At 64.3% G+C, this 21,309-nt stretch carries 24 protein-coding genes and 1 tRNA gene; 12 read left to right on the top strand and 13 right to left on the bottom strand.

The annotated features are described in order from the left end of the window. Positions 1–27 precede the first annotated feature (27 nt). From rplJ to ACX80C_RS12890, 7 genes are all read right to left on the bottom strand, one after another. Entirely contained in the window at positions 28–627 is a 600-nt protein-coding gene (gene rplJ, locus ACX80C_RS12860; RefSeq protein ID WP_459326853.1) for a 50S ribosomal protein L10, read from the bottom strand. Between the two features lie 305 nt (positions 628–932). Further along, a complete protein-coding gene (locus tag ACX80C_RS12865; protein WP_459326854.1) occupies positions 933–2,024 on the bottom strand; it encodes a GNAT family N-acetyltransferase in 1,092 nt (363 codons plus the stop codon). Positions 2,025–2,135: 111 nt separating this feature from the next. After that, entirely contained in the window at positions 2,136–2,843 is a 708-nt protein-coding gene (gene rplA, locus ACX80C_RS12870; RefSeq protein WP_459326855.1) for a 50S ribosomal protein L1, read from the bottom strand. Positions 2,844–2,952: 109 nt separating this feature from the next. Continuing rightward, positions 2,953–3,381: a 50S ribosomal protein L11 gene (gene rplK / locus ACX80C_RS12875; RefSeq protein ID WP_167994209.1), complete on the bottom strand. Its 429-nt coding sequence runs from the start codon at positions 3,379–3,381 to the stop codon at positions 2,953–2,955. A 119-nt stretch (positions 3,382–3,500) separates the two neighbouring features. Beyond that, positions 3,501–4,277 carry a transcription termination/antitermination protein NusG gene (gene nusG, locus ACX80C_RS12880; protein WP_459326856.1) on the bottom strand — a complete coding sequence of 259 codons (777 nt, stop codon included), beginning with the start codon at positions 4,275–4,277 and terminating at the stop codon, positions 3,501–3,503. 59 nt (positions 4,278–4,336) lie between these two features. Next, positions 4,337–4,597: a preprotein translocase subunit SecE gene (gene secE, locus ACX80C_RS12885; RefSeq protein ID WP_459326857.1), complete on the bottom strand. Its 261-nt coding sequence runs from the start codon at positions 4,595–4,597 to the stop codon at positions 4,337–4,339. A gap of 106 nt (positions 4,598–4,703) precedes the next feature. Then, positions 4,704–4,776 (bottom strand) — tRNA-Trp (locus ACX80C_RS12890). Positions 4,777–5,018: 242 nt separating this feature from the next. On the opposite strand from ACX80C_RS12890, the gene ACX80C_RS12895 reads away from it, so the two are divergent. Continuing rightward, on the top strand, positions 5,019–6,251 hold the full coding sequence (locus tag ACX80C_RS12895) for a pyridoxal phosphate-dependent aminotransferase (RefSeq protein ID WP_459326858.1): 1,233 nt from the start codon (positions 5,019–5,021) through the stop codon (positions 6,249–6,251). 8 nt (positions 6,252–6,259) lie between these two features. Here ACX80C_RS12895 and ACX80C_RS12900 read toward each other — a convergent pair whose 3' ends face one another. Both ACX80C_RS12900 and ACX80C_RS12905 read right to left on the bottom strand, forming a co-directional pair. Then, entirely contained in the window at positions 6,260–6,910 is a 651-nt protein-coding gene (locus ACX80C_RS12900; RefSeq protein WP_459326859.1) for a LuxR C-terminal-related transcriptional regulator, read from the bottom strand. Beyond that, a complete protein-coding gene (locus ACX80C_RS12905; RefSeq protein WP_459326860.1) occupies positions 6,903–8,156 on the bottom strand; it encodes an ATP-binding protein in 1,254 nt (417 codons plus the stop codon). The genes ACX80C_RS12900 and ACX80C_RS12905 overlap by 8 nt, the downstream gene beginning before the upstream one ends. A 134-nt stretch (positions 8,157–8,290) precedes the next feature. Here ACX80C_RS12905 and ACX80C_RS12910 point away from each other — a divergent pair, with 134 nt between their 5' ends. The 9 genes from ACX80C_RS12910 (at position 8,291) to ACX80C_RS12950 (ending at position 16,037) form a co-directional block, all read left to right on the top strand. Next, complete coding sequence (locus ACX80C_RS12910; protein ID WP_459326861.1) at positions 8,291–9,673, top strand: PspC domain-containing protein; 1,383 nt, start codon at positions 8,291–8,293, stop codon at positions 9,671–9,673. Next, complete coding sequence (locus tag ACX80C_RS12915; RefSeq protein WP_459326862.1) at positions 9,670–9,930, top strand: hypothetical protein; 261 nt, start codon at positions 9,670–9,672, stop codon at positions 9,928–9,930. The genes ACX80C_RS12910 and ACX80C_RS12915 overlap by 4 nt, the downstream gene beginning before the upstream one ends. A 69-nt stretch (positions 9,931–9,999) precedes the next feature. After that, positions 10,000–10,245: a PspC domain-containing protein gene (locus tag ACX80C_RS12920; protein WP_459326863.1), complete on the top strand. Its 246-nt coding sequence runs from the start codon at positions 10,000–10,002 to the stop codon at positions 10,243–10,245. Between the two features lie 107 nt (positions 10,246–10,352). Further along, positions 10,353–11,327: an ABC transporter ATP-binding protein gene (locus ACX80C_RS12925; RefSeq protein ID WP_459326864.1), complete on the top strand. Its 975-nt coding sequence runs from the start codon at positions 10,353–10,355 to the stop codon at positions 11,325–11,327. Then, entirely contained in the window at positions 11,324–12,184 is an 861-nt protein-coding gene (locus ACX80C_RS12930) for an ABC transporter permease (protein WP_459326865.1), read from the top strand. Before ACX80C_RS12925 ends, ACX80C_RS12930 begins: the two co-directional genes overlap by 4 nt. Before the next feature lie 43 nt (positions 12,185–12,227). Continuing rightward, positions 12,228–13,517, top strand: a complete 1,290-nt coding sequence (locus tag ACX80C_RS12935) for a sensor histidine kinase (RefSeq protein ID WP_459326866.1) — start codon at positions 12,228–12,230, stop codon at positions 13,515–13,517. Then, entirely contained in the window at positions 13,514–14,176 is a 663-nt protein-coding gene (locus tag ACX80C_RS12940) for a response regulator (RefSeq protein ID WP_459326867.1), read from the top strand. Before ACX80C_RS12935 ends, ACX80C_RS12940 begins: the two co-directional genes overlap by 4 nt. A 91-nt stretch (positions 14,177–14,267) precedes the next feature. After that, entirely contained in the window at positions 14,268–15,293 is a 1,026-nt protein-coding gene (locus ACX80C_RS12945; RefSeq protein WP_459326868.1) for a 6-phosphofructokinase, read from the top strand. Between the two features lie 27 nt (positions 15,294–15,320). Then, complete coding sequence (locus ACX80C_RS12950) at positions 15,321–16,037, top strand: GNAT family N-acetyltransferase (RefSeq protein ID WP_459326869.1); 717 nt, start codon at positions 15,321–15,323, stop codon at positions 16,035–16,037. Here ACX80C_RS12950 and ACX80C_RS12955 read toward each other — a convergent pair. The 4 genes from ACX80C_RS12955 to ACX80C_RS12970 all read right to left on the bottom strand — a co-directional run bounded on the left by ACX80C_RS12955 (position 16,027) and on the right by ACX80C_RS12970 (position 19,089). After that, the gene (locus tag ACX80C_RS12955; RefSeq protein WP_459326870.1) at positions 16,027–16,431 is read right to left on the bottom strand and encodes an ankyrin repeat domain-containing protein; all 405 of its coding nucleotides are present in this window, start codon (positions 16,429–16,431) and stop codon (positions 16,027–16,029) included. The two genes, ACX80C_RS12950 and ACX80C_RS12955, sit on opposite strands and share 11 nt — an antisense overlap. Further along, a complete protein-coding gene (ygfZ, locus tag ACX80C_RS12960) occupies positions 16,428–17,513 on the bottom strand; it encodes a CAF17-like 4Fe-4S cluster assembly/insertion protein YgfZ (RefSeq protein WP_459326871.1) in 1,086 nt (361 codons plus the stop codon). Before ygfZ ends, ACX80C_RS12955 begins: the two co-directional genes overlap by 4 nt. A gap of 74 nt (positions 17,514–17,587) precedes the next feature. Beyond that, positions 17,588–18,187 carry a heme-binding beta-barrel domain-containing protein gene (locus ACX80C_RS12965; protein ID WP_459326872.1) on the bottom strand — a complete coding sequence of 200 codons (600 nt, stop codon included), beginning with the start codon at positions 18,185–18,187 and terminating at the stop codon, positions 17,588–17,590. Positions 18,188–18,357: 170 nt separating this feature from the next. Next, positions 18,358–19,089 (bottom strand): hypothetical protein, encoded by a 732-nt coding sequence (locus tag ACX80C_RS12970; protein ID WP_167994245.1) that lies wholly within the window; start codon positions 19,087–19,089, stop codon positions 18,358–18,360. Positions 19,090–19,290: 201 nt separating this feature from the next. Here ACX80C_RS12970 and ACX80C_RS12975 point away from each other — a divergent pair, with 201 nt between their 5' ends. Both ACX80C_RS12975 and mshD read left to right on the top strand, forming a co-directional pair. Beyond that, on the top strand, positions 19,291–19,995 hold the full coding sequence (locus ACX80C_RS12975) for a winged helix-turn-helix transcriptional regulator (protein WP_459326873.1): 705 nt from the start codon (positions 19,291–19,293) through the stop codon (positions 19,993–19,995). Positions 19,996–20,254: 259 nt separating this feature from the next. Further along, positions 20,255–21,241: a mycothiol synthase gene (mshD, locus tag ACX80C_RS12980; protein ID WP_459326874.1), complete on the top strand. Its 987-nt coding sequence runs from the start codon at positions 20,255–20,257 to the stop codon at positions 21,239–21,241. The last annotated feature ends 68 nt before the right edge of the window (positions 21,242–21,309 follow it).

The following is a 21,309-nucleotide window of genomic DNA, read 5'->3' on the forward strand; positions in this document are numbered from 1 at the left end:
GCACCGGGAGATTGGTGGGTGAGAGACTTACTTCTCTTCGGGGGTAGCTGCGTCTTCCGCAGCCTCGGCAGGTGCCGCATCCGCAGCTGCGGGTGCTTCCTCTGCCGCGGGAGCAACGGCTGCTGCCGCAGGTGCAGCGTCCCCGTTCTCCTCCAACTTGATGCGCAGCGCATCGACGGCGCGGGCAAGCATTGACATGGGTGCCTTGAGGACACCTGCAACACGGGCAAGCTGGAACTCACGTGACTCAAGAGCAGCAAGAGCGGTAACCGCCGAAGCGTCGAGGGCCTTACCCTCGAAGTAACCGGTCTTGATGACGAGCTGTGGGTTGGTCTTCGCGAAATCCGTCAGGCTCTTTGCCGCAGCAACGGCGTCACCCTTGATGAAGGCGATTGCGGTAGGTCCGGCAAGCTGGCCATCGAACGCGTCGATACCGGCTTCCTTGGCCGCAATGCCAGTCAGGGTGTTCTTGACGACAGCGTATTTGGTGTCCGCGCCGAGCGAGCGACGCAGTTCCTTGAGCTGTGCAACAGAGAGCCCACGGTATTCGGTTAGGACAGCGGCGGCGGATTCCTTGAAATCAGTGGTGATCTCATCCACGGCCGAAACCTTTGTTGGCGTTGCCATAACCCTCCTTCCGGGGAATTGGTGCCGGTGTACGGTTCCAATAAAAAACGCCCCGCGCAGATGCACGGGGCTTTCCACCGGCAGGGTATAAACCCTGAGGAAGTGAGCTTCGTTCACCTGCGCTGGCCGCCCTTTGATAGGGAACTTTCAGACGCTCACTTCCACACACAGCGAACTGCGCTTCTTGCGGAGGTGATCATCGACCGACGGTCTTTGGTTGTTCAAGCTTACGGGAGCGGGAGCTACCCGCCAAATCAAGGGACAAAAGCGGACGACGACGGGCGCCCGCCGTCATCGCACCCCGGCTACCCATTCAGCACTTTCTGCCACGCCGCGGTAAACCCCACGGGCTCGAAGCCAAGTTCCACGTTGACGGCGAGCATATGGCCGTTCTCCTCGGCGTTCCAGGTGAAGATGCGCCGGGCTTCGGGCCACGCAGAAGCGACGGCGATCAGGTTCTCAGCTTTCAACCACCTACCCAGGCGGTGTCCGCGGTGCGGCGAAAGCACCAGCGTATCTTCCTGATAGACGGTGTCCGGCTTTTCCGCCCTGCGCTCCAGGACAGTATGGCCAACCAAATCGCCACTGGGCTTGTGGAGGACGGCTCGCACCAGGCTGCTACCGCCTTCGCGCATCAACCGCTCCTCCCCCTCGCGCACCCGCGCGCCGTCCCAGGATTCGACTTCCCACTTGAGTTCACCCATAGGGACGTCGGTACTCATGGTTTTACGCAACTGGGCGTACTGCTCAAGTACCCCGTCCGGGCATCTGTCCATCCAGTCGACGATGGCGTAATTCGGCCCCGCTGCCTTGGCCGCCTGTAGAGCGAGGTTCCTCAACTGTGCATTTCCGGGGGCCGGGAGGACACTTGCGCGGTCCACCTGCGCAAGCGTGTAACCAAGGTGCGTTGCAAATAGCGCCGGAAGGCTCTGCGCGGGGAAGGAACCCGCCCCTGTGGCCGGGACTAGTACATCCTTCGACATGTCAAAGCCCGCCCGCTGGTCCGTCCAGGCCATGAGTGTATTCCGGCCCATGGACAGCGCATGGCCCTCGACTGCCGCGTACAGAGACGCGCCGATACCCCCGCGCCGAGATTCCGGGTGTACCAGCACGTAGGCGTAGCAGGTACGCAGGTTATCGGTCAGCGGGACATCGACCACGGCCTTTCCCACAACCCTCTCACCCGCGAATGCGAGGAAGGTTGCCCGCTCCTCGTAGCCATTGGGGCGGGCGTTCTCGAACCGGGTTTCGGCCGTGAAACTGTGGTCATCGTTGCCCCAGATTTCGCGCTCGACGAGGTTGCTGAGGTCTGAGGCAGCGATGAACGGCCGCGCTTCAGGAACCTGGAGAGACTCCGGAAGCTCATAGCGCCGGATGCTGACGGAGGTAGTGGTCATAGCATCATGATGATGCACTGATTGGGAACTGTCAATCACTACAGATTCGCCATAAAGAAACAAAGGGCGGATGCAGCCAAAGCTGCACCCGCCCTTTGGGAAATCCGCTAATTACGCGTCTGCCAGAACCTTGGTGACGTTGGGATCGACGGAGATGCTCGGTCCGAAGGTGGTGCTGACGGTCGCCTTCTGGATGTAGCGTCCCTTCGAAGCGGACGGCTTCAGACGAAGCACTTCCTCCAGCGCGATCGCGTAGTTCTCAGCCAGCTTGACCGCGTCGAAGGACACCTTGCCGATGATGAAGTGCAGGTTGGAGTGCTTGTCGACACGGAAGTCGATCTTTCCACCCTTGATGTCGTTGACAGCCTTGGTGACATCCGGGGTTACCGTGCCGGTCTTCGGGTTCGGCATCAGGTTGCGAGGGCCAAGAACCTTGCCGAGGCGGCCGACCTTGCCCATGAGATCGGGAGTAGCAACGGCGGCGTCAAAATCGACCCAACCGCCGGCAACCTTTTCGATCATGTCATCGGAGCCGACGAAATCGGCGCCGGCAGCAATTGCCGCTTCAGCCTTGTCACCGGTTGCGAACACGAGGACGCGTTTCGTCTTGCCGGTACCGTGAGGCAGGTTGACGGTGCCGCGCACCATCTGGTCCGCCTTGCGGGGGTCAACGCCGAGGCGGAAAGCCACCTCAACCGTTGCATCGAATGACGAAGGGTTGGTGTCCTTCGCCAGTTTTACTGCCTCGACCGGCGCGTACTGCTTGTTCGCGTCAATCTTGGCGGCAGCTGCCTCATATGCTTTGCTGCGCTTTGCCATCTGCTCTTTCTCCTTATGCAGTTGTGGTCTGCGGACCGCGCTCGGCCCTGCCACAAACATCCGGGCCGGTGAGGCACGGTGTTTTTTTGATGATTGGTGTTGTCAACCGTTAGTCGACGGTGATGCCCATGGAGCGGGCGGTGCCTGCGATGATCTTGGCTGCAGCCTGAACATCGTTGGCGTTGAGGTCTTCCATCTTCATGGTGGCGATTTCCTCAACCTGAGCCTTGGTCAGCTTGGCGACCTTGACGGTGTGCGGCGTAGCCGAGCCCTTCTGGACGCCCGCAGCCTTCTTGATCAACTCTGCGGCCGGCGGAGTCTTGGTGATGAAGGTGAACGAGCGGTCCTCGTACACCGTGATTTCGACGGGAATGACATTCCCGCGCTGGGATTCCGTGGCGGCGTTGTACGCCTTGCAGAACTCCATGATGTTGACACCGTGCTGACCAAGTGCAGGACCGATCGGAGGAGCCGGGTTGGCGGCGCCTGCCTGGATCTGCAGCTTGATGAGGCCGGTGACCTTCTTCTTGGGGGCCATGAAAGGGTCCTTTTCTTACATTCGTTCCACGTGACAGGAGCGTCCCGTGGATTGTTGACCGCCATGGCGTGGCGGCCGGCCGTCCTGCCGGATCAAAGCGAACCCGACGAGGACGAAGCTTACTGGATTTTGGTGACCTGGTTGAAGGAGAGGGTCACCGGCGTCTCGCGCTCGAAGATCGACACGAGGACAACCAACTGCTGTGACTCGGGCTTGATTTCCGAAATGGTTGCCGGCAAGGTCTCGAACGGACCCTCGTTGACCGTCACGGATTCGCCAACCTCGAAGTTGACCAGGGTCGGGGTTGCCTGGGCCCGAGCCGGCTTGCCGGCCTCCGCCCCAGCCTTCACGATGGTGTGCTCCAGCATGGAGAAAACCTCATTCAGGCTCAACGGCACCGGATCGTGTGCGTTTCCTACAAAACCGGTGACGCCCGGCGTGTGGCGCACCGCACCCCACGATTCGTCGGTGAGATCCATGCGGACAAGCACATACCCCGGAATCCGAACCCGGTTCACAATCTTGCGCGTGGTGTTCTTGATCTCCACCACTTCTTCCATGGGCACCTGGATTTCGAAGATGTAATCCTCCATGTCCAGGGTCTGGATACGGGTCTCCAGGTTGGCCTTCACGCGGTTCTCATAACCTGCGTAGGAGTGGATCACATACCAGTCGCCATCCTGCCGACGCAGCTTCGCCTTGAAATCAGCAACAGGGTCAACTTCAGGCTCAGCAGCTTCGGGCTCAGCGGCGTCAGATTCAGCGGCGTCGTCGTTGTCTTCGGGCGCAACAGCATCGGCAGGTGCGTCCTGTGCACCTGCCGTGGTTACCTCATCCTCGGTACCCAGATCTTCCTCGTCGGTTGTGATCTGTCGTTCGAGTTCTTGCTCGGACACCTAGCTGCCTGCTTTCTGGATTGCTGTGCTTGCTCGATACTGCCCCTTGGAGGCAGAAACTAGCCTTCGCCGCCAAAGAGCCACACTGCGCCGGATCCGAACAGGTAGTCCAGACCGGTCACGATGAGCATCATGATGATCACGAACACCAGGACGGTGATGGTGAACCGCACCAGCTCTTTGCGTGTGGGTACAACCACCTTGCGCAGTTCGGCAATGATCTGCCTGACAAAAAGGATGATCCGGCCGAAGAACCCGCGCTTGGGTTCCTGCTTGTCGGAGGGGCTTCCCTTGGAGCTGCTCGCAGCCGTATCGGTCACCTTCAACCTCATCAATCTTGTTAGGTATCTGAGCCGGCCGCACTGACCAAAGACTCACTGAGCGTTCAACGCCGCACTGCCGCATGCCATCCATGACGGTGATGCGCAGGGCAGACAGGACTCGAACCTGCAACCTGCGGTTTTGGAGACCGCTGCGCTACCAATTGCGCCACTACCCTTTGGAGTGATTCCCGCCGCTACCTGTGCCCGTAATGCAGGCACAGAACAGCATGGCGATTTCAACACCGAGGAATTAGTCTACGCAATCTGGAACGCAACGTCGAACCGGACGGGATCCGACTCAGGGATCCAACCGTGTCCCGGTCAACGCAGGGGATACGGCGGTGCGTCATGACGGGCGTTCACTCCATCTGAAGCCCTAAGCTGGAGGGGAATTCATCCTCCGACCGACGGGAAGACCATGACTGCCGCCGACGCCCTGACCCAGCATGCCGCCGGGCGTGTGTCCCAGCGAATCGCCTCGATCGCTGAGTCCGCCACGCTCGCCGTCGACGCGAAAGCCAAAGCGCTGAAAGCCGCAGGGCGGCCCGTGATAGGTTTCGGTGCCGGAGAGCCCGACTTCCCTACGCCGGACTACATCGTTCAGGCGGCTATCGAGGCCGCCAGGCAGCCACGGTTTCACCGCTACTCCCCCGCAGGCGGCCTCCCCGAACTGCGCAAGGCAATCGCGGAGAAAACCCTGCGCGACTCCGGATACCAGGTTGACCCGTCCCAGGTACTCGTGACAAACGGCGGCAAGCAGGCCGTATATGAGTCCTTTGCCACGCTCCTGGATCCCGGAGACGAGGTTCTTGTCCCCACGCCGTACTGGACCACCTATCCCGAGGCCATCCGGCTGGCCGGCGGCGTGCCTGTTGAAGTGTTCGCCGGCCCGGAGCAGTCCTACCTCGTCACGGTCGACCAGCTCGAAGCAGCCCGCACACCCCGCACGAAAGTCCTTCTGTTCGTTTCCCCCTCGAACCCGACAGGCTCCGTATACCCACCGGAACAGGTCCGTGAGATCGGCGATTGGGCTGCGGAGAAAGGTCTCTGGGTCATCACGGACGAGATCTACGAACACCTCACGTACGACGACGTACCCTTCACCTCGATCGCCACTGCCGCGCCGTCGCTCGGCGACCGCGTGGTCATCCTGAACGGTGTGGCCAAGACCTACGCAATGACCGGATGGCGGGTGGGCTGGATGATCGGCCCCCAGGATGTTGTGAAGGCGGCAACGAACCTGCAGTCCCACGCCACTTCCAACGTCGCGAACGTTTCGCAGATGGCTGCGTTGGCGGCTGTGTCCGGGCCGTTGACCGCAGTGGATGAGATGAAGAAGTCCTTCGACCGCCGTCGTCGTGCCATAATTTCCGGCCTTAACGAGATCGACGGCGTTGAGTGCCCCGTGCCGCATGGTGCGTTCTACGCATATGCGGACGTGCGCAACCTGTTGGGACGCGAGCTTGCCGGGGCCCGACCGTTGACTTCGGCTGAGCTTGCGGCGCTGATCCTCGACACCGTAGAGGTTGCTGTCGTGCCGGGTGAGGCGTTCGGTCCCAGCGGCTTCCTCCGCCTCTCCTACGCGCTGGGCGACGCGGATCTTGCTGAGGGCGTGGGCCGGCTTCAGCAGTTCCTCGGCACCGCACGCTAGGACGTTTCTTACAGAAGCCGTCGCTCGGCAGCCCACCGGGTGAGCTCGTGCCTTGAGGAGAGCTGGAGCTTCCGGAGCACCGCTGAGACGTGCGTTTCGACGGTCTTGATCGAGATGAACAGCTCCTTGGCAACCTCCTTGTAGCTGTATCCACGCGCAATCAACCGCATCACTTCGAGTTCGCGCGCCGAGAGGCGGTCCAGTTCACTGTCGACGGCGGCGACCGCCGCAGTGCCGAACGCATCCAGCACGAAGCCCGCGAGGCGCGGAGAAAAGACGGCGTCTCCCGAAGCGACCCGCAGGACGGCATCCGAGATGTCCGCTCCGGAGATGGTCTTCGTAACGTATCCACGGGCGCCGGCACGGATTACGGTAACCACGTCCTCGGCCGAATCCGAGACGCTGAGGGCCAGGAACCGTGTGGAATCCCGGACGTCGCCGCAGCCGGCAATCACCTCCGCGCCGCCGCCGCCCTTGCCGCCGGGCAGATGGACATCCAGCAGGACCACCTGCGGCCGGTGTTGAGTTACCACCGTGACCGCATCCTCCACCGTCGCGGCCTCGGCAACCACGTGCACCCGTCCGTCGAGGTCCGCTTTGAGGCCCGACCGGAAAATGGCGTGGTCATCGACGACGACGACGGTCACCGGCTCACTCATGTGTCCCACCTGCTTCGGCTTCCGGCATGGTCAATTGCACTTCCGTTCCTGTTTCTGAACTGCGGATCCCTGCAGTTCCTCCGTGCCGTTGCATCCTGTTGATGACGGATTCACGTATTCCCAGCCGGTCGGCAGGTACGGCATCGAGGTCGAAGCCGTTCCCGCGGTCCCGCACGAACACCTGCGATACGCCCCCGCTCGCCTCGAAATAGACGGAGATGGCACCGCCTGCGTGCTTGGCTGCGTTGACCATCGCCTCCCGCGCGGCCTGGACCAGAGCTTCCTGCCGCATGGACATCGGCATGTCACCAACTGAAACGACGTCGACGGGGTGCCCGTAGGCTTCCTCGACTTCCGCCGCCGCGGCCTTGATGCTGTCCGCAAGATTCCCGGTTCGGCGTGCGGCATCCGCATAAAGCCAGCGCCTCAACTCCCGTTCCTGTGCCCGCGCCAACCGCACAACGTCCTGCTCCGATCCGGCCCGGTTCTGGATGAGGGCGAGGGTCTGCAGCACCGAATCGTGAAGGTGCGCGGCAATCTCGGCGCGCTCAGTTTCCCGGATACGCCCTGCCCTCTCAGCCTCCAGATCCTTCCAGAACTTCACTGCCCAAGGAGCCAGCACCAGACCCACGCCGCCGAGTACCGCACCGGCCGCCAGCAGCACCGGCCAGGAGAACTGCCATGAGAGGGAACCGGAGACTAGGATCAGCACGCCCACCATGACGAGGACCAGACCGGCCGCCAGCCGGGCGAGGCCGTCTGCCCGGGTGGCTCCCGCGTGGTCCATGAGCTTGGCCCGACGGGCTTCATCAATCTGCGACCACGCGAGCACCGCGCCCAGCGCCACCGCACCGACCGGTACCAGCCAACCCCATTGGATGTTCACACCGAGCTGCTGGGCGACGAACGCGGCAGCCACCACCAGAAGCCCGACGCCGATAATCACCTCCCGGCGCCCCGGCGAACGTATGACGCCGGTCGTCTCAGGCTCGGGGCCGGCGAGCGCGGGCGCACCCAACCGCAGCCCGGCCGGCTGAGCTGCCGTGGACTGCGCGCGCCGTCGTTCCTCAGTTGTCGGAACAAGCAGCCACAGCCAGCCATAGAGAACCAGACCCGCTCCGCCCACCAGCGCGAGCGCAACCATGCCGATACGTGCCGCACGCAGGGACACCCCTAGATGGGCGGCCAGGCCTGCGCAGACACCGGCGATCACGGCGTCGTCGGAGCGGATCAGCGCAAGTCTCATGCACCAATCGAAACATAGTTAGATGGGGTCAGGGCCGTGCGCAACCGCTTATCAGGGGAATCCGGGTACCGCTCAGGGGAGGTTCAGGGTGAGCCCCGATGGTCCGTCCCGGTTTCGGGCAGCAGGATGAATGTATGAACTCGCATCAGGACCCTCCTTCGACGCCGGACGAACCAGCAGACCGATCGGCAGCGTCCGGTGAATCACCTTCGACTGAACCGACCCCCACAGCGACCAACCGTCCGGCCGGAGCAGGCGGCTTCTTCGGCTGGCTTCGGAGCCTGAACGTGGTTCGCGGCCAGGACCGCTGGATTGGCGGTGTGGCAAGCGGGATCGCTGCACGCACCGGCCTGGACCCCATCCTGGTGCGCGGGCTCTTCGTCGTACTCGCGATTTTCGGCGGCATCGGTCTGCTCGCATACGGTCTGGCCTGGGCGCTCCTGCCGGAACCAGACGGACGGATCCACGCCGAGTCAGCTGCCCGTGGCAGCTGGACATCGGGAATGACCGGGGCCCTGGTTGTTTCGATCCTGGGGCTGTGGCGTCCGAATGTGCCCTTCTTCGGCAGTACAGGAGGATTCGGCGGCTTCATCTGGAGCCTGTTCTGGATCGGCGTAGTTGTCTTCATCGTCTACTGGATTTCCAACTCGGCCAACCGGAAGAAGGCAGACGCCGGCGCCCCGGATGCAGGCACACCCGTTCCGACGGATGGGCACACGGCGCACACTATGCCGCTCACCGTGGAGACACCGAGGGACCAGACGGCACAGTACGCGCCGCATACCTTCCATCCCCGGCCGTACACCCCGCCGGTGAACAAGCCACAGAAGGCGCCGAAGCCGGTAGTGCCGGGGCCCAGCGGGGCCGATGTCGCCGTGTTCCTCGGTGGAGCCGTACTTCTCGCCGGCCTGGTCCTCGCCCTCGACTACCTCGGGCTGTTGTCCCTGGGCGGTGACCGCTTCACCGTTGCCGTGGCGACAGGCGTGGTGGTTATCGGGCTCGGTGTGGTCCTGATGGGGATGCGCGGGCAAACCTCCGGAGTACTTGGATTCCTCGCGGCGGTGGGCCTCATAGCGAGCATCGTCTCCGCTGCCGTGCCGTCAACCGGCAACTGGGTGCTCGCAACGCAAGGCCAGTGGTCAATCAGCAGCGTCGAACCGGCCGAAGAGGGGTACACAGTCGTGGCCGGCCAGGGCCGGCTGGACCTGACGGACCTCGACGGCATCACCGAGGACGTCATCATCCCGGTCAACGCTGCTGCGGGAAACGTGGGCATCCTGGTGCCTGAGGACGTTCCCGTGGATGTCCGGTCCATGGTGGCCTTGAGCTCCACTGAGCTCGTAACCGCGGCGGACACCACTACCCTCGGCGGAATCTGGCGGCCGGGCACCCTCCACATCGATGAGGGCGCCGAAGGCCCCCGCATCATCCTGGATGTCCGCGGAGTGGTCAGCCACGTCACGGTTTCCACCACAGAAGCAGCACTTGAAGACACCGAAAGCGGGCAGCAACGATGAGCTCCATCCACACCACCAACCACGACGACGGCGCCACCCGGGTACGTCCCGGAACCATCATCTGGGGTGTGGTCACCATAGTGGTCGGTGCCCTGATCCTTGCCGGCGCACTCACGGACATCATGCTGGACCCCGTTCTGGTGGTGATGGCTCTGCTGATCGGCACCGGCCTCGCCCTCGTGGTCGGCGGCGTACTGTCGATGACCCGCCGCGAGAGGAAAGTGGACCGCGCGCGGCCACTGCCGCCGTCGTCGTAGGAGCCACAGACAGCCCGGACCGCAACGAGACCCCGTGACAAGCAACCTCCAATACGAAAGCATGGACCCATGAACTCCTTCTTCAACGCCCTCCGCTCCTCACCCATCAAGCGTGCCCCCGGCGGGTGGTTCGGCGGCATTGCCTCCGGTATCGCGCTGAAGCTCGGCTGGCGGGTCGGCCTTGTCCGGCTCGGTGTGCTGCTCAGCTTCCTGCTGCCCTTCATCGGAATCCCGCTCTACATTGTGCTGTGGATCCTGCTGCCCAAGACCGACGGCACCATCGCCCTCGAGCAACTGGTGGGGAATCGCCGCTGACGTGTACGTCGAAGACTCTGCAAAGGGCGTGTCCACCAACCGGTGGACACGCCCTTTCAGTCGACATACGCTTACGCAACCACACCCGGGGACGGCACGCTTGAGTCATGAGAACCACCGCGTTCAACGCGTCCCCGCATACTGGCGAGGCGGGCGGCCCTGCCTTGCCGATCGAAGTCGACAGCCTCACCAAGGAATACCCCGCTGCCAAGTCAGGCGTACTGCGCGCCGTGAACAGCTTGAGCTTCTCAGTCCGGGCGGGTGAAACCTACGCCCTGCTCGGCCCCAACGGCGCCGGGAAGAGCACCACGATCGAGATTCTCGAGGGGCACCGGAAACCCACATCCGGCCGGGTCAGCGTCCTCGGAACCACCCCGTACAAGGCTGTGCCGTCCTTTCGGGCGAGGATCGGCGTTGTCCTGCAGGAGGCAACCGACGCCGGTGCGCTTCGCGTGGCCGAGTCGCTGCAGGCTCTCGCCGCCTACTATCCCCGCCCCCGCGACGTGGACGAACTCATCACCGCCGTGGGATTGGACGGCAAGGATTCCCAACGCATCAGCACCCTTTCGGGCGGCCAGCGGCGCAGGCTGGACGTTGCCATGGGTCTCATCGGCAACCCCGAACTGCTCTTCCTCGACGAGCCGACCACCGGGTTCGACCCTGACGCACGGCGCGCCTTCTGGGAACTGATCCGTGGACTCCGCGCGGGAGGCACCACCATTGTCCTGACCACCCACTACCTCGACGAGGCGGAACAGTTAGCGGACCGGCTGGGCATCATCACCGACGGCCAGCTGATTGCCGAGGGTACACCCGACTCGCTCGGGGGGCCTGAGCTTCGCCGGCCCCGGGTGACCTGGAACGACGACGACGGCGCCCACCCGGGCATCGCCCGCGAGGAGGTCACGGAGCAGCCGGCAGAGCTGGTGCACCGGCTCAGCGACGGCGGCCGCCGCGAACCGCGAAACCTGCAGGTCCGCGTACCGACCCTCGAAGACATCTATCTCGAGCTGCTCAAGCAGCACAAGGAAACCAGCGCCGGGCAACGCAGCCATGACCACACAGCAGGAGCCACATCATGAGCACTCTTCAGGACGCGCGCGGCCCCAGCACTTCAACTCCGTGGAAACCAAACGCCCTGGTGCTGGGTTGGCGGCGGACCCTGCTCGAAACCAGGATGTTTTCGCGGGACCCCATGTCGCTCGTCTTCACCCTGTTCTTCCCGCTGATCATGATGGGTCTCTTCAGCACTGTCTTCGGCAGCGATGCAAGCATGGGCGATCCAGCCAGGCCGGAGTCGCTGCTGACCCCCGCTGAGTATTACCTGCCGGGCATGCTTGCGCTGGGCACCATCCTCAGCGGTTTCCAGAACCTCAGCGGCTATGTGGCGGACGAACGGTTCAACGGATCCATCAAGCGGTTGGCCGGGACACCGCTACCCAGCCTGTCCTACTTCCTCGGCAAGACCGGAGTCACCGCGTTCCTGATCGTGACCCAGAGCGCGCTTCTCCTCCTCGGCGCGCGGTTCCTGTTCGGCGTCGAGCTGCCAACGACAGTGAGCGCGTGGCTTACCTTCGCGTGGCTGCTCCTGGGTTCGACCGCAGCCTGGTCAGCGGTCGGAATCGTGTTTGCCTGCCTGGCGAAGTCCGGGCAAGGAGCGTCCACCATGTCCGCTGTTCCACCCCTGCTGCTCTCTTTCATCTCCGGCGTCTACTTTCCCTTCTCGCAGATCCCCGATTGGCTGCGCACTATTGCGGACCTCACTCCGCTTCGTTGGACCGCCAGTGGAATGCGTTCTGTTTTCCTGCCCGCCGGCTGGGAAACGGTAGAGCCCGGCGGGACCTGGAACCTGGGAATGGCCGCGGTGGTGATTGGCGTCTGGCTCGTGGCCGGGTTGGTCCTCGCGCGACTGTTCTTCCGCTGGCCGCCGCAGAAGTGACCGCGCAGTCTCTTGCCCGCAGCCGCCGTCGTACAGTGAACCCATGACCGTTGAACCGGCCCGCAATCCGACGCTGCTGCCCGACGATTCGGTGTGGCTGAGAGGTATGCGCTGGTGGCACATCGGCTTCTACACGGCCCTGGCATCTGTGGTGCTCGTGGTGCTGCTGAGCGTTGAAGGCGGCAGTACCCGGGCGGCCATGTTCATCGCCATTGCAGTCCTGGCAGGCGCCTATCCGTTCCTGGCCCGGCTGGAGTATCTGGAAACGTGGCGTCCGCGGGCGTACGTGGTGCTACTCATCGCCACTGTGGGGCTTTTGGCCTTCCTCTCGGGCTCGGGCGCGGTACTGCTCTTCATCGCGTTCCCGCAGGTGTGGATGTTTTCCGGATCGCCCAGGGGCGGACTGATTGCCACCGCCGTGCTGTGCACCGTGGTGGCGCTCGGGCAGCTCAGCCTGTTCGGCACCGACCCGCAGAACCTGCAAAGCGTGGCGCTGCAGGCACTGATCTCATTCCTGGCGTCCAGCATGCTCGGCCTATGGATTTACAAGATCATCGACCAAAGCGAGGACCGTGGGCAGCTGATCGCTGAGCTCAAGGCCGCCCGCGCTGAGCTCGCCCACGCGCACCAGGAGCAGGGAGCCATGGCGGAGCGGGAACGGATGTCGCGCGAGATCCACGACACCCTGGCACAGGGATTCACCTCGATCATCATGCTGTCCGAAGCGGCCCAGGCGCGATTGCGCCGAAGATCACCCGAAGCGCCGGCCACGGATCTGGAAACGGACCTCACTGCGATCGGCGCGACGGCACGGGAGAACCTGCAGGAAGCGAGGGCGCTCATTGCCTCCGCCGGGCCTTCCCAGCTTCAGGGCGGTGACCTGCTCGGTGCGCTGAGGCGCGTCGGGGCAGCGTCGGTGCAGGAGGGCCGTGAGGTGCGCCTTACGCTGCCGGACAGTTTGCCCCCGCTTGAGTCCGCCCAGCAGATTGCCGTGCTCCGCTGTGCGCAGGAGGCTCTCAGCAATGTCCGCCGCCACAGCGGTGCGGACGTGGTTGAACTGGTTCTTCAGACCCGTGACGGCGACCTGGTTCTTACCGTTTCCGACAACGGCGAGGGCTTTGCGGTTGCGGACAGTCCGGGTGGTTATGGCCTGCACTCCATGCGCGCGAGGCTGGCCGAGATTGCCGGGGCGCTCGACGTCCGCTCCGCTCCGGGGCAGGGGACCCGGCTCACCATGACCGTGCCGCTCGCTAAAGGGGCCGCCGAGCCCGAAGCTCCAGGGCAGCAAGCTCCTCGGCAGGAAGCTTCGACACAGGAGGCTCCAACACAGTGAACGACGACGCCGTCAGGGTTCGCGTCCTCATCGTTGACGACCACCCCATCGTGCGGGCGGGCCTGCGCGCACTCCTGAGCACGGACGGGCGGCTGCTCGTGGTGGGCGAAGCCGGGGACGGCAGGGAAGCGGTGTCCGCGAGCGTGGAGTGTGCCCCCGACGTCGTACTCATGGACCTGCGCATGCCGCATTTGGACGGCGCCGGAGCAACGGCCCAAATCCTTGCTGCCGCACCCGCCGTCAAGGTCCTCGTGCTGACGACGTACGACGGCGACACGGACATAATGCGGGCAGTCGAGTCCGGCGCTGTGGGCTATCTCCTGAAGGACACCCCTGGGGAAACCATCATTGGTGCCGTTCTGGCCGCGGCCCGCGGTGAGACGGTGCTCGCTCCCCCGATTGCCGCGAAGCTGGTCTCCCGGCTGCGTGGACCGGAACTGCCTGCCCTTTCGCCCAGGGAGGTCGAGGTGCTGCAGGCGGTGGCGCAGGGGCTCAGCAACCCGGAAATTGCGGCGAAGCTTTTCATCGCAGAGACAACGGTCAAGACACACCTGCTTCGGATCTTCGCGAAGCTCGACGTCGATGACCGCACACGCGCTGTGGTGTTGGCCATGGAACGTGGCCTGCTTCCTGCCACGGACCGGTGGAGACATCTTTGAGCGTGCAACCGCGAGTGTGTCTAGAATCATACGGGGCTCAAGGAGGCGCCTGACATAGTCATCCGTCCACTCTTGATTGGAACTCCCCTTTATGAAGATCGGCATCCTCACCAGCGGCGGCGATTGCCCCGGCCTCAACGCTGTTATCCGTGGCGCCGTACTGAATGGCATCAAGTCCCATGACCTCGAGTTCGTCGGGTTCCGCGACGGGTGGAGGGGCGTGGTCGAGGGAGACATCATTGACCTTCCCCGTCACGCGGTCCGCGGCATTTCCAAGCAGGGCGGCACCATCCTCGGTACTTCCCGCACCAACCCCTTCGATGGGAACGGCGGCCCCGAGGCCATCAAGGAGACCCTTCAGCGGTTGGGTATCGATGCGATGATCGCCATCGGCGGAGAGGGTACACTCGCCGCAGCGAAGCGCCTGACTGATGCCGGACTGAAGATTGTGGGCGTGCCGAAGACAGTCGACAACGACCTCGACGCGACTGATTACACCTTCGGCTTCGACACCGCCGTGCAGATCGCCACTGAGGCGATTGATCGCCTGAGGACCACCGGTGAGTCGCACAGCCGCTGCATGGTCGCCGAAGTCATGGGCCGGCATGTCGGCTGGATTGCCCTGCACGCCGGGATGGCCTCCGGCGCCCACGCCATCCTCATCCCCGAGCAGCAGACATCCATCGAGCAGATGTGCGAGTGGGTTACCGACGCCCGTGACCGCGGGCGCGCGCCCCTCGTTGTGGTGGCAGAGGGCTTTGTTCCCGCCCACCTCGAGCAGGCCCACTCCGAGCGCGGCCTCGATACTTTCGGCCGGCCGCGGTTGGGCGGAATTGCCGATCAGCTCGCCCCGGAGATCGAAGCACGCACCGGGATCGAGACGCGCGCCACGATCCTCGGCCACATCCAGCGCGGCGGCGTCCCCTCGGCCTTCGACCGGGTGCTCGCCACCCGCCTGGGGATGGCCGCCGTCGATTCCGTAGTGGACGGGCTCTGGGGCACCATGGTGTCTTTGCACGGCACGGAGATTGCCCACGTCGGATTCGAGGCGGCCCTCGGGAACCTGAAACGTGTACCTCAGCACCGCTATGACGAGGCCGCCATACTGTTCGGCTGACTTCCCTCGTCAGCTAACCTTGCCGGTATGGATTTGGAACCCGGCACCGTTTCGATCATCCAGCTCGCGTGGTCGCGCCTGTTGAAGCTCGACGACGGCGCGATGGCACAGGGTGGGGACCGCATCTACCGCGAGGACAACAGTGCCTCGGTGCTCACGTTCGTTTCGCTCTTCGGACAGGAAGCCCTCGTTGGACCGTCCTGGGCGGTGGAGGCGGCGCACGGGATCACCGGCGTTGAACTCGCACGCCATTCGACGCTGCTCTCGCTGAGCCGCCCGCACGGCGGACGCGCGCTCGGCGAGGCTCACCTCTACTTCTGCGACGCGTTGCCGACCTTCGCCGAAGATGGGCCGCCGGTCAGCAGCGATCCCGAACACAGCGTCGCCCTGGAACGGCTCTGCCCGCCCGACGACGTCGCGGAAGTCGGATTGAGCGCCATGGAGCACAACTGCATCCTGATGGACGATGACCGCGACCCGCCAGTTCCACTGGCCGGGGCCGGTTATGACGTCTGGGCGGGCATCCTCGCGCATGTGGGTGTAATTACGGCCCCTGAAGAACGACGGCGCGGCCTGGCGCAGTTCGCGGCATCGGTCGCCGTGGAAGAGGCAATGGCCTCCGGGCTTGTGCCGCAGTGGCGTGCCAGGGCGGACAATGTGGCATCGCAGCACACGGCGCTGGGCGCAGGCTTCGAATTGGCAGGAAGTCAGACGAGCGTGTCGCTTGAGCCTGTCACCGGCTGAACAGTTCGAGCAGCTCCGACCTTCCGAACATCGTCGCGGCTTCGCGCGCCGATGGTGTGCCGGCGTCAGGATCGGCTCCAGCGTCCACAAGCACCCGGATGACGTCGCTGTAACCCTTGAAGACAGCACCCGCCAGGGGTGTCTGGCCGCGGTCGTTCGCCGTGTTGGCACCTGCGCCGCGGGCAAGCAGGTCTTCCACCACTGAGGCGTGCCCGTTATACGCGGCGAGCATCAGCAGGCTGTCCCCCGCCGCGTTGGTCAGTGTGGCGGGAACACCGGCGTCGAGGTACTTGCGCAGTGTGGCGCCATTCCCTTCGCGGGCTGCGTCCATCAGCCGGTGCGCAAGCGCGATCGCCTGCTCGGCAGCCTGGTTTTCTGCTCCCTGCCCGGTCATGGTCGCGCGCCCTTGAGGAACCCCTTGGTACGGCCCACTACCTGGCCGGCATCCGGAGCCACGATGATTTCCTGTGCTGCGGCGTACCGTTCTTCCCCGTCGAGAACCTCCAGTACGGCTCCGGCGTCGACGCTGCGCTTGATGACGGCAAGACCCACTGCACCCATCTCGTAGTGCTGGGCGGCCGAGGTCAGCGTCCCCACGGTCCGGCCGCCGACGACGACGGCGCTGCCCGCCGCAGGCATGGTGTGTTGGCTCCCATCCAGCTGCAGGAACACCAGGCGGCGCGGCGGGTGTCCCAGATTGTGGACGCGGGCGATGGTTTCCTGACCCTTGTAGCAACCCTTGGACAGGTGGACCGCCGTGCGCAGGAGGTCAAGTTCATGGGGGATGGTCCGCTCGTCCGTTTCGACGCCGAGCCGTGGGCGCCAGGCCGCAATACGCAATGCCTCGGACGCCATGATGCCAGCCAGCGGAATACCCTGCACAGCATCGGCAAGCTCTGCACGCGGCACGAGGTATTCGAACCAGGGGCGGTCGGTGCCGGGGTGCGCCGGCTCCGCGACGACGCTGTAGGCGTAACCCCCCACGCTGATACTCGGCCAGGGGTCGATCCAGGTGACGCGGTCCTCGAATCGCTCAACGGGTTTCACCGCGCCGACGGCGGCCCACTGGTCCGAGGCATCCGTCACTTCCACGCGCAGCATGAACTTCATCCGGTTCAGCCAGTCAGCGAGAGGAGCAGCTTCCCATTCCTCCGTCAGCAGCCAGGCGGTTTCGCCGTCGTCGAGTATGCGGGGGCTGAACTCGATGCGGCCCTGAACGGTGAGCAGGAGGGTTTCGGTGGACTCCCCCGGCTGCAGGTTGAGCAGCATTTGGGAGGAGAGCGTGTTGAGCCAGCTCAACCGGTCCGGACCGGACACCGTCACGACGCCGCGATGGGAGAGATCCACCACCGCTTCACCGCGTGCCAGCGCCCGCTGTTCCCTGAGAGGGTCTCCGTAGTGGGCGGCCACGCCGGAATCGGGCGCGCCTGACTCCACTGCTCCGGGCATGGAAAGGAGCGGACTCGAATAGCTCATATGGGTACCAACGTTCCTTTGAGGCGGCGCTATTCCAACGGAGGGTGAACCGCTGTGCGGCTGCGTTGCCGTGTTCAGGCGGTTTTCTTCAGGATCGCCGAGGCGTGCGGCTCCAGCGAACTGCCCTCTGCGGCGACGTCCCAGCGCCAGAAGAGGTCCCCGTTGACCAGGCCGAACAGGCGGGTTGCCGCCGAATAATCCTTTGAATGCTGCCCCCGCATCACGAGGTCCGTGGTGAGCTGGATCTGCGGTCCCTTGATACTGCCGTAGTACAGCTCGGCGATGCCGCCGGGGTGGACGATGGTCGCCGTGATGTCGAAGCCGCCCTCCTGATTGCGGAACTGTTCCACTTCATCGGCACTCTTGAGCGCAGGAACAATGTCTGCGGGGGAAAGACCGGGGCCGACGTCGGCGTCGTTCAGTTTCCGGTCCAGCGCCCAGAATCCGGTCTCGACCGACAACGGGCGCAGGGTGTTTCCCTCTTCATCGGTCAGCCAGCTCTCAGCCGTGTACTGCACATACGGCAGACCGTGCTGGGTGAAACTGGCCCGCTGGAAAAAGTGCTCCGAATCGGCGTTGCCTTCACCGAGCCTGCCGGATCCTTCCCAGGTGCCCAGCAACCAGGACAGCGGTACGAGTTCGGGGGTCAGGTCCGTGGGGATCTCAAACGACATGAATCAGCGTGCGTTACTTCTGGCCCTTGTACAGGCGCGTGATGACCAGCGCCGCGAAGCCGGCCATTCCCAGCCCCGCAATGACCAGCAGCGAAATGAAGAAGATTTCCAGCGCAAGAATCGACATGGCTCCATCCTAACGCGCCGCAACTGCTCAGCTGCCCCATGTGTCAGCTGAGCAGCAGCCTGTCCAGGAAGTAGACGAGAGATCCAAGGGCCAGGATGGGCGCAACCCCGACAGAGAGAATTGCGGCCACGTTCAGCGGCGCGTCACGGGTGATCAAAAGCCGCCGTGCGGCCATGACCACCGCTCCGCAGACCGCGCCGATGATACCTGCGGCAAGGCCTTCCACATCGGTGAAGATGAGTGCGGCAAGCGGGCCCGCGAGCGCCGCAAGCACAACGCCGAGCGGACCGACTATGCGGTCCGGCCACGGGAGCATGGCAGTTGCAATCGCCATCAGGACACTGATGCCGGTCACAAGGGTGACGCCTGAGGAACCCTCGTTCACGGCGAGCCCCTCCGCGGCGATCCAGCCGGCCCCGAGTGCGATCATGAACAGGCCGGCGCTTGCTCCAAGCGTTGATTCGAGACGATGGCTCTGGCCCGTGCCCCGGATGAGCTGGATCAGGAAAACCGCGCCGAGACCCAGTGCAAGGGCAACGGGCAACCACGCCAGCGCGCTGCCGTCAGGGGCAACATAGGCAGTGGCGGAGGCAGCCAGCGCGCTCAGCGCGATCACCGCGGACTGGCTCTTGCGGGCAGGGACGCCGAGAACGTACGGCCAGCCGATGGCCGCGATGAGGATCAAGACGCCGACGACGGCGGCGCTCGCCTCGGGCGAGATGTAGGCGGCTGTCACGAGAGCGGCAAGCGCTGCCGCCGCCACGATTCCCGCCATCAACATCCTCACTCCTGCAATACTGCCTTACCGTCGCGCGCCGGGCGAAAAGGGGTTGTGGACGAAACGTTACGGCGTGCGGAGAATCACACCCGGTATAATGGACGGAACCCGCTCGCCGGCCGCCCCAGCACACTGTTGTCGGCATTCGGTTCCGTAGCGCCCGCCCGATGATGCGCGTCCCAAATTTCTGGAGGACATATGCCGCACATCCTGATGCTGACCAACAGCCCGGGCTCCTCCGTGGACGTCCTTCCGGCGCTTGAGCTTCTCAGCCACAAGGTTCACATCCTGCCCGCCGAACCCACGGCACTCCTGGAAACCGAGCCCTGCGACGTCGTCATCATCGACGCCCGAAAAGACCTGGTGGGTGCCCGTTCCCTCACGCAGCTCCTGCGCGCAACCGGGCTCAGCGCACCTCTCATGCTCGTACTCACCGAGGGTGGGATGGCTGCGGTCGCCGCGAACTGGCTCGCCGACGACGTCGTCCTGGACTCCGCCGGCCCGGCCGAGGTGGAGGCGCGCCTGCGCCTGGTGATCGCCAAGGCCAATAGCGCGGCGGAGGAGGTCAGCAGCGAGATCCACGCCTCCGGCGTTTTCATCGATGAGGCGAGTTACACCGCGCGGGTAGGCGGTGAGCCGATGAACCTCACCTACAAGGAATTCGAGTTGCTGAAGTACCTCGCCCAGCACCCCGGGCGGGTTTTCACCCGTGACCAACTGCTCCATGAGGTATGGGGGTACGACTATTACGGCGGCACCCGCACGGTCGATGTCCATGTTCGGAGGCTGAGGGCCAAGCTTGGAGCTGACCACGAGCAGCTGATCGGAACAGTGCGGAACGTTGGCTACAGGTTCACGCTGTCCCGGCAGCCGGAGGACTCCGGAGTCAGTCAGCAGGCTTAAACGAAACGGTTCCCTCCCGCTGGGCGGAAAGGGAACCGGCTAAGTGGAGGACATACGGGTCGAACGTATCGAGGGCGCCCCACTGGCGCATCCCCCTCAACGCTCCCGAAGAGCGCTCAAAAAGCCTACCCCAGCCGAGCACTCAGACCAAAAATCCTCACAGTGCCGCCGTTCACCCCTGTTGAGTGCGTAGATAATCGCCGAAAGCTTGGCTGTTTCAGCGATTATCTCAACACTCACGGGCCACTAGGCTGAATCCATGAGCGCAGCGCAAGGATCCACCTGGCCCATACTGACCATCGACGGCGCACCGCAGGACGGCGTGCTGGAGGACATCATCGGCCTGGCCCGGGCCGCAGAAGACGCGGACGGCAATCCGCCCCTGTCCGAACAGACACTCGTCAACCTGCGGACCGCCCGGCAGCATCCCGACGGCCTTCTGGTCCTCGCCACCTACGCCAGCGACGGCGGGACGAACGACGACGAAGAGCTTGCGGGCGTCGCCGTCGTCAGTTTTCCGCGGGCAGACAGGGAACCGGGAGTCCTGGAACTTGTAGTGCGGCCCACCTACCGCAACCAGGGTGTGGGCGCCAGTCTCGTGCAGGCGTTGAAGGAGCACAGGCTGCCCGAACTTCGTGCCTGGTCCCACGGAAACCACGCCGCCGCCGTCGAACTCGCCGCCCATGCCGGCTTCACCCCGGTACGGGAGCTCTGGCGCATGCGCCAGACCAGGGCGGCGCTGGAAGCAGCGGTGCCCGACGTCGTCGTACCTGCCGGCGTGCTCCTACGCACGTTCGAGCCGGGCAGGGACGAGCAGGCGTGGCTTGAAGCCAACGCCGCCGCGTTTGCCCATCACCCCGAGCAGGGTTCCACCACCCTGGAAGACTTGCAGGCCCGCATGGCGGAGGACTGGTTCGATCCGGCCGGGCTGATTCTCGCCGTCCGTGAATCGGATGACCGCCTGCTCGGATTTCACTGGACGAAGGTACACCCGCGCAGCGGCAAGCACCCCGCCATCGGCGAGGTTTACGTGGTTGGTGTGACGCCCGAGGCACAAGGAATGGGGCTGGGGAAGGCGCTGACGATTGCCGGGATCGAACACCTGCATTCGTTGGGGCTCCAGGCCATCATGCTCTATGTCGACGCCGACAACACCGCGGCCATCGCGCTCTACCGTTCGCTGGGGTTCACCCGGTGGGACGTCGACGTAATGTACGCACCGGGTATTGCGGGCGGCAACTTGTAAGGTTGAGGAGGGCCCCTTAGCTGCCGTCGAGGCAGGTTGCGGGGCACGTCAGAACCACAAAGGAGACA

It is taken from the genome of Arthrobacter tecti, assembly GCF_054511355.1.